Annotated in this window: 10 protein-coding genes and 1 pseudogene; 6 read left to right on the top strand and 5 right to left on the bottom strand. The window is 48.7% G+C overall.

The window, feature by feature from the left end; all coding sequences use genetic code 11:
- Positions 1-222, top strand: a 222-nt coding sequence (locus ABYP33_RS15670; protein ID WP_373092096.1) for an SDR family oxidoreductase, incomplete at its 5' end; no start/stop codon positions are given.
- 93 nt (positions 223-315) lie between these two features.
- Complete coding sequence (gene glpK, locus ABYP33_RS15665) at positions 316-1800, top strand: glycerol kinase GlpK (RefSeq protein WP_373092095.1); 1485 nt, start codon at positions 316-318, stop codon at positions 1798-1800.
- Positions 1801-1846: 46 nt separating this feature from the next.
- Here the strand turns inward: glpK and ABYP33_RS15660 are convergent, their stop codons facing one another.
- The 4 genes from ABYP33_RS15660 to ABYP33_RS15645 all read right to left on the bottom strand — a co-directional run bounded on the left by ABYP33_RS15660 (position 1847) and on the right by ABYP33_RS15645 (position 7193).
- Complete coding sequence (locus tag ABYP33_RS15660) at positions 1847-4675, bottom strand: EAL domain-containing protein (protein WP_373092094.1); 2829 nt, start codon at positions 4673-4675, stop codon at positions 1847-1849.
- Between the two features lie 14 nt (positions 4676-4689).
- Positions 4690-5718: a hypothetical protein gene (locus ABYP33_RS15655; protein ID WP_373092093.1), complete on the bottom strand. Its 1029-nt coding sequence runs from the start codon at positions 5716-5718 to the stop codon at positions 4690-4692.
- Between the two features lie 135 nt (positions 5719-5853).
- Positions 5854-6381 (bottom strand): hypothetical protein, encoded by a 528-nt coding sequence (locus ABYP33_RS15650; RefSeq protein WP_373092092.1) that lies wholly within the window; start codon positions 6379-6381, stop codon positions 5854-5856.
- Positions 6382-6440: 59 nt separating this feature from the next.
- A complete protein-coding gene (locus ABYP33_RS15645; RefSeq protein WP_373092091.1) occupies positions 6441-7193 on the bottom strand; it encodes a DUF1499 domain-containing protein in 753 nt (250 codons plus the stop codon).
- Between the two features lie 121 nt (positions 7194-7314).
- On the opposite strand from ABYP33_RS15645, the gene ABYP33_RS15640 reads away from it, so the two are divergent.
- The 4 genes from ABYP33_RS15640 to ung are packed head-to-tail and all read left to right on the top strand — an operon-like array spanning position 7315 to position 9290.
- Positions 7315-8091, top strand: a complete 777-nt coding sequence (locus tag ABYP33_RS15640; RefSeq protein WP_373092090.1) for an SDR family oxidoreductase — start codon at positions 7315-7317, stop codon at positions 8089-8091.
- 51 nt (positions 8092-8142) lie between these two features.
- Entirely contained in the window at positions 8143-8394 is a 252-nt protein-coding gene (locus ABYP33_RS15635) for a hypothetical protein (protein WP_373092089.1), read from the top strand.
- Positions 8391-8534 (top strand): hypothetical protein, encoded by a 144-nt coding sequence (locus ABYP33_RS15630; protein WP_373092088.1) that lies wholly within the window; start codon positions 8391-8393, stop codon positions 8532-8534. The genes ABYP33_RS15635 and ABYP33_RS15630 overlap by 4 nt, the downstream gene beginning before the upstream one ends.
- A gap of 30 nt (positions 8535-8564) precedes the next feature.
- Complete coding sequence (gene ung, locus ABYP33_RS15625) at positions 8565-9290, top strand: uracil-DNA glycosylase (protein ID WP_373092087.1); 726 nt, start codon at positions 8565-8567, stop codon at positions 9288-9290.
- Here the strand turns inward: ung and ABYP33_RS15620 are convergent.
- Positions 9265-10012, bottom strand: a pseudogene (locus tag ABYP33_RS15620) (MerR family transcriptional regulator); the annotation flags it as partial. The gene ung and the pseudogene ABYP33_RS15620 overlap by 26 nt on opposite strands.

The following is a 10012-nucleotide window of genomic DNA, read 5'->3' as shown; positions in this document are numbered from 1 at the left end:
GTGCGTGCCAATTGTGTTTGCCCTGGTGATATTAATACCGATATGGAGCAGGGCTTTAGTTTTCCGGAAGACGCCGAATTTGATTTGCTTAGCCGCATCACCTTCCTAAGTGGCACCAAAGGGCCTGAGACGGTTGCCGGTGTTGTTGCCATGCTGGTGTCCGAAGATGGCTGTCATATTACTGGCGAGTATATTCGTGTCGACGGTGGAGTTTTGGCCTAAGCCCCCACTGCGCGTAAAAATACTGCCGATTTATGGCCGCAGACCACTGACTCTGCCATCATTGCCCTTAGTAATTCACAAGGGTAATGAAAAATGACGCAAACTTATGTGCTGGCGATTGACCAGGGTACTACCAGTTCACGGGCAATCGTCTTCAATAATCGGGGTGAGGCCTGTGGGCTTGGTCAAGAGGAGTTTAGTCAGCATTATCCTGAGGACGCGTGGGTAGAGCACGACCCAGAAGAAATTTGGCAAACGACCTTAAATAGTTGCCGTAAAGCCTTAGCGGCCGCCGGCCTAACGGCTTCGGCGGTTGCTGGAATTGGCATCACTAATCAACGTGAAACCACGGTGATCTGGGATCGGAAAACGGGAAAGGCGATTTACCCCGCGATTGTTTGGCAAGACCGACGTACGGCTAAACAGTGCGCTGAGTTGAAGTCTCAGGGCGTTGAAGGCTTGGTGTCGCAGCGTACTGGCTTGTTGTTAGACCCGTACTTTTCTGGGACTAAAGTGGCATGGCTACTGGATAATGTCGAGGGTGCCCGGAGGCGTGCAGAGGCTGGGGAACTGGCGTTTGGTACGATCGATAGTTTTTTATTGTGGCGCCTAACCGGCGGCGAGCAGCATGCCACCGATGCGACAAATGCATCTCGTACCTTATTGTTTAATATTCATAAGCAGCAATGGGATGCCGAACTACTGGAATTATTTAATATTCCTCAGACCCTATTGCCCGAAGTCAAAGACAGCTGCGATGATTATGGTCGATGCATGTCAGACTTATTTGGCTCAGCGATACCAATTTGCGCATTAATTGGCGATCAGCAGGCGGCTACCGTTGGCCAGGCGTGTTTTAAACCCGGCATGGTGAAAAGCACCTACGGAACCGGGTGCTTTGTGGTACTAAATACCGGCGCTAAGGCCTTAAGCTCTAAGCATCGCCTGCTGACGACGGTGGCTTACCGCATTAAGGGTGAGGTCAGCTATGCTTTAGAAGGAAGTATTTTTGTCGCCGGTGCCGCTGTTCAATGGCTACGTGATGGCTTACACCTCATTGGTTCAGCCTCAGAAACGCAGCCCTTGGCTGAAAGTGTGGCAAGTTCGAACGGCGTTTATATGGTGCCAGCTTTTACCGGACTGGGTGCGCCGTATTGGGACCCCGACGCCCGGGGTGCAATTTTGGGGCTGACCCGAGATACCGGCATCGCGCATATTGCGCGGGCGGCCTTGGAGTCGGTCTGTTACCAAACCCGCGATTTATTAGAGGCCATGCGCGGTGATGGCGCTGACTTTGCGACGCTGCGGGTGGATGGCGGAATGGTCGCTAACGATTGGGTGGTGCAGCGTCTTGCCGATATGCTTGACTGTCGTTGCGAGCGTCCACTCGTCAGCGAGACGACGGCACTCGGCGCCGCGTATTTGGCGGGTTTGCAATTAGGCGTGTACACGTCGCTCGAGGAAATTGCCGCGCTCTGGCAGTGTGAAGGAGGCTTTGATCCGGCGATGAAGGAAGTGGATCGCGCTCGGCGCTACACCGGTTGGAAAAGCGCAGTCACGCGAGTTAGAACGCAGTAGCGACGCGGATTTTAGCTGGCGTCTGTAGTGGTTATGCGGGCGTTGGCTAAAAGTCGTGAATCCGCAATGACAGATCCAGCGCGCTGATGGGCATTGGTCGGCAAACATAATAACCTTGCACATACTCTACGCCCATATCGCGCACAATTTCCAAGGCTTCGCGATTTTCTACTCCCTCTACAATAACTTTTTTGCCGAGATTATGGCTCATTTCGACCATAGATTTCACCAGCACTTGGTCGCTTTCCCGCTCGTGAATAAAGCGGATAAAGGACTGGTCTATTTTAATATAATCTACTGGCAGTTCGCGCACATATTCAAAGGAAGTAAAGCCAATGCCAAAGTCGTCAAAAGCGACTTTGGCACCGACGTCTTTAAAATTATTAAGTAATTTCCGTGCGGCGCTCAAGTTCTCTAAGGCGTCGGTCTCGACAACCTCAAAGATGAGACGGTCGGGATTGGCGCCGGTCCGTTTTAAAATTTCGCTTAGGCGTTCTTCAAAATCAGCCTGCTCAAGGGTTGGCGCGGTAATATTGATACTAAGGCCGGTATTGATGCCAGAATCTTCCCACATGCGCTGTTGGCGCATGGCTTTCTCCATTACCGAGAAGTCTAGTCGTGGCATTAAGCCAGATTCAGCGGCGATGCCGAGGAAGTGGGCCGGGGAAATAAATTGGCCTTCGTCGTCGAGCATACGCACTAAACATTCGCAGTGGCTAATACTGTTTAGGCTTAAGTCCAAAATTGGCTGATAAAATAGCACAAGACGGTTGCCGCTTAGCGCTGATTGTAACTGCTCTTTCATTCGGTACTTTTCGTGCCGAGATACTCTGCTGGTGTCGTCGGATTCTGCCGCGTAATACAGGCTTCCCCGCGCCTTGCTTTTGACTTTTATCATTGTTGATGTGGTGTTGGAGATCAGTTCGTCGATACCACTTAAACTGTCGTCGTAACTGTCAACGACAATGGAAATACAAATCTCTTCGCTGACACTTTTCTTGCTGATTGCGTAGCGAGTTAGTTTTTCAAGACCAAGGTCTTTTACACTTTGATTTGAATCCTTTGGGTGATGAACTATGGCACAAAATTCGCCAGAACCGGTTCTCGCTAGTAGGCTGTTTTCTGGCAAAGCATCAAGTAGATGTGCGGCGAGATCGTTTAATAAGCGATCTCCGGCGTCGAAACCAAAGCGATCATTGAAAATTGCAAAGTCATCAATATCGAACATGACTAATTCGATAAGGTCGTTGTCGCGATGCTCTGCGATATATTCATTGGCGTTTTCGGTAAAACTACTGCGATTGAGTAGACCAGTGATACGGTCGTGCTGGCCCAACCAGTGGAGGCTTTCGGCCGCTTCCTTACGTTCGGTGATGTCGATGCCCATCGACAAGATGTGCGCTTCGTCATTTACATGCAGGCAAGTATGTGTCCACAGAAAATACAGCTTACGACCGTCGTCAGTAAAAAAGGGCATTTGGCCTTGAGATTTTTTGCCGGTGGTATCAGTAATGCTCTGTAATGAAGCTGAAAGCGATTTACTCTGATTTTCATTTCTTACCCACGTATTTATATTGGCATTTTGTGGCGCTTTGACGTTGAGCCCGGTTAGCTCCCTACCCATTTTGTTTATATTTCGAATAGTGCCGATACTGTCATGGATAATGACTGTTAAAGGCGAGGCATCAAGTATTAGCTCATTGAATACTTTTGCTTCAGTAAGTGCTTCAATTTTTGATTTAAGTTCATTGCGGTGTTGGTCGACACTGGCATTCATTCGTTCCAAAGAGTCGATAACTTCGCCGACGGTGTGGTGAAGTATATCGATTTCATCAGAATATTTTTTCCGAGAAAATTGTTCTTGTAAAAGCGTTTGGGCCTTTTGGAAATGACCGTCAGGTAGCATTGGGAGAATTTTTGCTAATTTCATCAAACGATCAAGCGAGGGCTTTAGAATGACACTAATCAAAATAATAATAAGCCCGAGGGTGATGAGGGTAGAAAATAATATGTCTTTTACTGCTTGTGAGAGTAGCTCCTCTACTTGGGATTGATCTTTGATTACTGCCGCATAAGAGGTGATGTCGCTGTTATGACTTATTGGGAAGAATCGGGCGCTAAAATAGCCATTTAGTGTTGTGTCAAAGAAGTTCTGCGGAGCGCGGGTGCTAAAGTCGATGAACTTAAAAATTTCAGTTAAATTCCGACTCGTTGTTTTTGCATGGCTTGCCGCAATGATGCGCTCGCCGGTTACTATACCGTCTTCTTCGTTGATGGCTAATAGAGCAATATCGGCACCGGTGATTTCGTAAAAATCTTGGATAAGTAATGCCGCCGAGCGGTTTATATTAACAATAAGCTCGCGACCGTCGTCCGCAATTATTGGAATATAGACACTTTGAAAACATTGCAATATGCAATTTAGGGCGGCAATGGGGCGTTGGCTGTCATTTAGTAAGCTGACAGCTTTAGATACTTGGGCTTTAGTCGCCTGAATGCTTGCGCCATCTTGAACTGAGCGGCCTAATACGGTGCCATCTTTTCTTAGATAGTATATGGATTCAATGCCAGACAGCAAAGACGGGGGCTGAATTGAGTCGGTGCTGAATTCATTTTGGCTGGGTATGTTTTGTTGGTCAGCGAGGCGAAAGAGCTCTTCGCTTGATCTATCTTTAAGGGCGAGAAAAGTACTCTCTAATTGATTCAAGTTTGCGACAACCTGCTTATGTTGTAACTGCACGGTTTGGATGTAGCTTAAGTAGCCACGACCGCCCATGACAAGTGCAACAGCCAGAAATAACACAACGCTAAGCTTGCGCTGAAGGCCAAGGTTGACGATATTGATTTGCTGGCTGCTGGTATTGAGTAGATCCATGGGCTTTCGCGTTTTCAGAATCGGTACCCCAGCATAATCGCAAAGATTTCAGTGCGTTCATTAAGGGGCATATTTTCTTCGTTATCAATGGCCGGTATACCGTTGGTTCCTCGCAAGCCGTAAATGTTTACGTCGACAATCCAGTTTGGGGTAGGAGTCCAACGGGCGCCAACAACCAAATTGTGGCTATCAGTTTCATTGCGACGATCTCGGTCTAGCACGCTTAATTCGTAGCGTCCGGTTAGAGTGATGCTCGGCCTCAGACGATATTGTGCTTGTAAATAGCCTGCTTCAATCTCTTGGATTCGGGAACCTTGCGAACGGTGGGAATTGATGGTGATTAAACTGTATTCTGTGGTGAAGCTCCATGTGGCGAGGTTTTTCTGAGCCGAAAGTACGTAGCCGCTAGCGTCGAGGCTGAATTCAGCAAAAGTGCCCAAGTTAGAATGTAGATCAACTTGCGCATCGAGTATCGTCAGTGCGAATTTAGTGTCGCCACCGTTTCTGGAATGCAGTATTTGGCCAAAAATGGGCGTTCTGAGCTCGCCTTTGTGAATGACGGCGGCTGCAGAAGGGCCAAAAAGGGTCTTGATTGTGTCGGCGGAAAGACTGTTGTTGCGAGCAATGGTTAAATTGAACGAGGTTGAATTCTCGTTGGCGTCCCAGTAGCTATAAAGCTGGGCACCGTCACTGGCAAAGAGCAATTCTCTTAAGCCGTTGCCTTCAAAATACACGGCTTGTGGCATTAATATGGTAGGGCGGGTAAACAAGACGTCGCGGGTGTCGTTATAAAAGCCGTAGGCGTTGCGCACCCGGCCGATTCTAAAGCCTAAACCGGAATTATCTGATTCTACCGCTTTAATGTCTGCGAACAGAAAATCTAATTTAACGCTGCCGTTATCTCCGCTACCAGCGTTGCGGCTAAGTATTTGGCCTGCAAAATTTAAGTTTGGTGTTGTGCGCCAAGTACTGTTAATAGCAGCCTCGCTATAGTCAAAGCTACCGCGCTGACTATCGCCATAAAAGTTATTGCCATCACTCAAAAGATAAGCTTGGGAATAAAAGCCGTGAAATTGCAAATCATTGTTGATGCTTGCCTGAGTTGGACAGGTGACGCTCAGAGACGCGACACCTAGTGTCAAATATTGTATGAGGTTTTTAAAAAAAGAAGGCATTGTTTAGTTCTCGCTGCTGGTTCGAAGAACGAACAGTTCGGCTGAAGATCGACTTAATTCTGCGGTGCTGCTCAGGGTGTCGCTAGGGGCGTAACCAATGGCGCCAGGCGTAGCATTAACAATTGCCTGTAACTCCTGCTCATTATTCACGATAGTTGGCGGTATACCGGTCCCGCTAAATATTAGCCTGTCCCACTGTTCGCGCAGCACGTAGGGGTAAACTTTGAGAACTGATTTGCAAAACTGCTGGTGCAGGGGGTTTTGGTCAGGTAGAACAAACACCTTTATGGGCGTTTTGTCGTCCCAGCTTCTTTTGCGTATAGTGAAAATTGCCCGCAGATTACTTAAGTTAAGCTCGCCTGTTTGTACTTCGCTATTTGTGAGTACCACGACACCCGCTTCGTTCATGGCGGTGCGAATGACTTCAGCGTGAGTGTTACTGCATAATAGCAAAGACGCTAAACAGAGGCGTGGAATGATTTTCTGCCAGTATTTGCGTGCATTTACTGTGTGTGCTTTTGGACTTTTCACTACATAATCCTGTGGTGCCATCAATTCAATCATAATCTTATGAATACCACGTGTTACAGTTACATGGTTTTTTTGGGGTTAACAGAATCGGTTTGAGCAAATAAGGTGTTGAATGCCCTAATTCTTTTTGCATTTACGCCTAAGTCCCCTTTGCCTGTGCGCGACGCTGAACGCAGGTCTATTATGCTGCCATCATCGCTGGCCTGTATGCGAATGGCAATATCGTCGATAAAGCCAAACCAAAAGCTGCGAGCTTCTGCCTCCAAATGCCCGTCATCCTGATAATAGACCAGCCATCCCATTTCGCTAGCAATTTTGTATGCTCGTTTTTGAGCAGCGGGAACTGAAAGTGAGCTAATGAGGCTATTTAGCTCAGGGTAGGCTTGCTGCTGCAGTGGAATATTCGCCGTTCGGTATTTTAGGCTATTGTCGCTTGGTTTGCGCAGGCTGGGTGCCTTGATGAATTCCGGTGGATTACTGAGGTCAGTGCTAATGTCGTGAATCAATGGTGCACCTGCACCCTGAAATAGGCTGAGACCAAAAAAAATGATGGCGGGCAGGGCTATTAGAGCGGCGTTGCTTAGCTTGCGTCGCGCTTCGGCGTGTTTGGTGCGCCGTGTAAACAGTGCCGATGCGCAAATACTAATGAAGCTAAATAGGCCTGCAAGGCTAAACATGGATAGGCCGACTTGGTAGTCAAAGCCCTGAAGGCGAGCGCCGGCAGTGCCAATAAGGAGTAACAGTAGCGAGCAAATGGCGAGCGTTTGAGTCAATTTGGCAATAGTCATGTTGCGGCCTATGTTATTTTTCATAATCTTACCAAAGGGTAATCGCCATGTACTGTTTTTTTAGGCCTTGCCGTGATTTACTTGGTTATCAGGTTGTAACCTGTAGATTCAGGCTAACACGAAGTATAAAAGTGGGGAATAAGGAATGGGACGTGTAAGCGGCAAGGTATGCATTGTGACGGGCGCGGCAAGCGGCATGGGTAAGGCAGATGCCATCATGCTCGCGGCTGAGGGCGCGAAAGTGGTGCTGACAGACCTTAACGAGGCCGGCGGCCGCGCTGTTGCCGCGCAAATTGGCGAGTCTGCCATTTTTGTAAAGCACAATGTGACGAGCGAAGAAGATTGGCAGCGGGTGGTGGGTACTGCTGTGACGCATTTTGGCCGTTTGGATGTGCTTGTGAACAACGCTGGTATGATGACCTTGGGTAATATTGTTGATTGTAGCCTTGAGGATTACCGGCGTGTTAATGCGGTAAACAGCGAGGGGGTGTTTCTAGGCTGTAAGATGGCAATACCGGCAATGGAAGCGTCGGGTAATGGTGGTTCCATCATTAATATGTCCTCGGTGGCAGCGATTCACGGTATGTCTTTTGTGGCCGCGTACAGCGCGAGCAAAGGCGCGGTAATGGCATTAACCAAATCGGTAGCCTTGTATTGTCGCGAAAAACGCAATGGCATCCGTTGTAATTCTATTCACCCAGATGGCGTTAAAACGCCGATGGTATTTAAAGTAGCGACCGGTCAAGATTCCGCTACGAGAGAGGAGATCGAATCCCTTTCTACTGTTGAGCACCCAATGTGCGAGCCGGAAGATATTGCTGCGCTGGTGCTTTATTTAGCATCGGATGAGTCGAAGTTTGTGAATGCAGCGGAAATGTTGATTGATAATGCCTCTACTGCGACACCGCCAATTGGCATGTAAGTTGGGGTGCGGCAGTTATGATTAATTGCACTATAAAAATAAGGCGAATGCGTGCAAAAACTTATTTTTTTAATGTGGGCTGGTGTGTCTAGACTAAAATTTAATCGGCGCTTATTGTCATGGTTGGCACCTGAACTGGCTGCTCAAGCTGGCGTTAAACGCGTTCAGTTGAATCTGGTTGATGATGCGGTGGCTGCCGCCGCCGCATTGCGCATGGAAAATTCAGTGCAGGGATTTGACGCAATGTGCTCGCTCTATTTGGATGATGGAGCAGAGCGGCTGGTGCTCCCGCAGGCGCAATGACAGACCCTGAAGTGTTTTATGCGGCGAAAGGTGACCCTGAAAAGTACCAGGCCAATTGTCAAAAGATGATTTCTAGCTGTCAGAAATTTATCGATTTTGGTGAAATTGATGTAATACCGACGAGCGAATATCAGTTTTGAAATTATTATTAATAGCGAGGCATTAGCGTAGTGACAGAGAGTACCGTCGATCCCTCCTGGAGGCATCTGCTAAAGCGGGAGTTTGCTCAAGACTATTACCATGAATTAATGGCCTTTCTAGAAAAGCGAAAGGCCGCGGGAGCCAAGATTTTCCCACCGCAAGAGGCATGGTTTTCTGCTTTGGCGTTTACGCCATTGACTGATGTTAAGGTGGTTATTCTCGGTCAAGACCCTTACCACGCAGAGGGGCAGGCGCATGGTCTGTGTTTCTCGGTGTTGCCTGACGTGAAAACGCCGCCGTCACTGAGAAATATTTACAAGGAGTTGCAGCGTGATCTGCATTTGCCAATACCGTGTCACGGCAGCCTAGATAGCTGGGCAAGGCAGGGGGTGCTTCTGCTGAATACCGTGTTCACGGTGGAAGAGGGTAAGGCGGGGTCTCATCAGGGCCAGGGTTGGGAGCGCTTTAGTGAGGCCCTTATATCAACCCTCAACACGGAACGCGACGGACTCGTGTTTATGCTCTGGGGAGCGCAGGCGCAGAAAAAAGGTGTGGACATTGATCAAGATCGTCACTTGGTTTTGCGCGCAGCTCATCCATCGCCCTTGTCGGCTCATCGAGGTTTTTTGGGCTGCGGTCATTTCTCGCAGGCGAATGCTTATTTAACGGCACACGGCCAGCAGGCGATAGACTGGCAGATTCCGGCGCTGTCCGAGCCGGCGTTCCAGCTTATTCCTCAGGTAAGTCGTCGATAGTGGTTTCAAGGGTGTCGGCCAAAAAGCGACTAGCGGCAATCTCCATGGCGCGACCTAGTTTTGCATCAACAACCTTCTCGGCTAGCGGTCGGAGGCGCGATATCAATTCGGCAATTTTGGGCAACTCTTCCTTTGGCGGCAATTTCTGCTCGGCGTAAGGCTCCAGCACGTGTTGAGACACGAGTTTAACAAACTCATTGGCCACCTTTTGAACGTTGCCCCGTATCATGCGCAAAGTGTCGAGCAACTCGTCTAGTGGAATGCCGGTGGCGCACAGCTCCTCGGCAACTTTGAGGGTGCTCATGCTGGATATGCGTATTTTACTGCCTGCCCCTGTGACACTAAATAAGCCGAGGTCATGAGCTGTTTTAATTGCTGATGGCGTGAGTTTGGTGCCAAACATTCTAACGAGTTCTGTTATGGGGAGTGTGATCGGTACCTCATTTGTCCACGGCGAGTTAACTGCTGTTTCTATGCCCAGTATTTCACTTAGACCTACACCTTCTTCTAGCGCGGTCGACAATTCCCGTATTGAGGACAGGGTGTAGCCGCGATCTAATAAATTGGCGATTAGCCGCAAACGCGATAAGTGTTGGTTGTTGTATATACCCTTGCGGCCCTACAAGGCTGGCGGCGGGAGTACCCCTCGATCTTGGTAGGCGCGGATATTCCGTACGGTTGTATTGGCGGCGATAGCCTGTTGTTCAACTGAATAATCGCGC

Source organism: Zhongshania sp., from assembly GCF_041584495.1.
GTDB lineage: Bacteria > Pseudomonadota > Gammaproteobacteria > Pseudomonadales > Spongiibacteraceae > Spongiibacter.
This window is presented reverse-complemented; position numbering and strand designations above follow the sequence as displayed.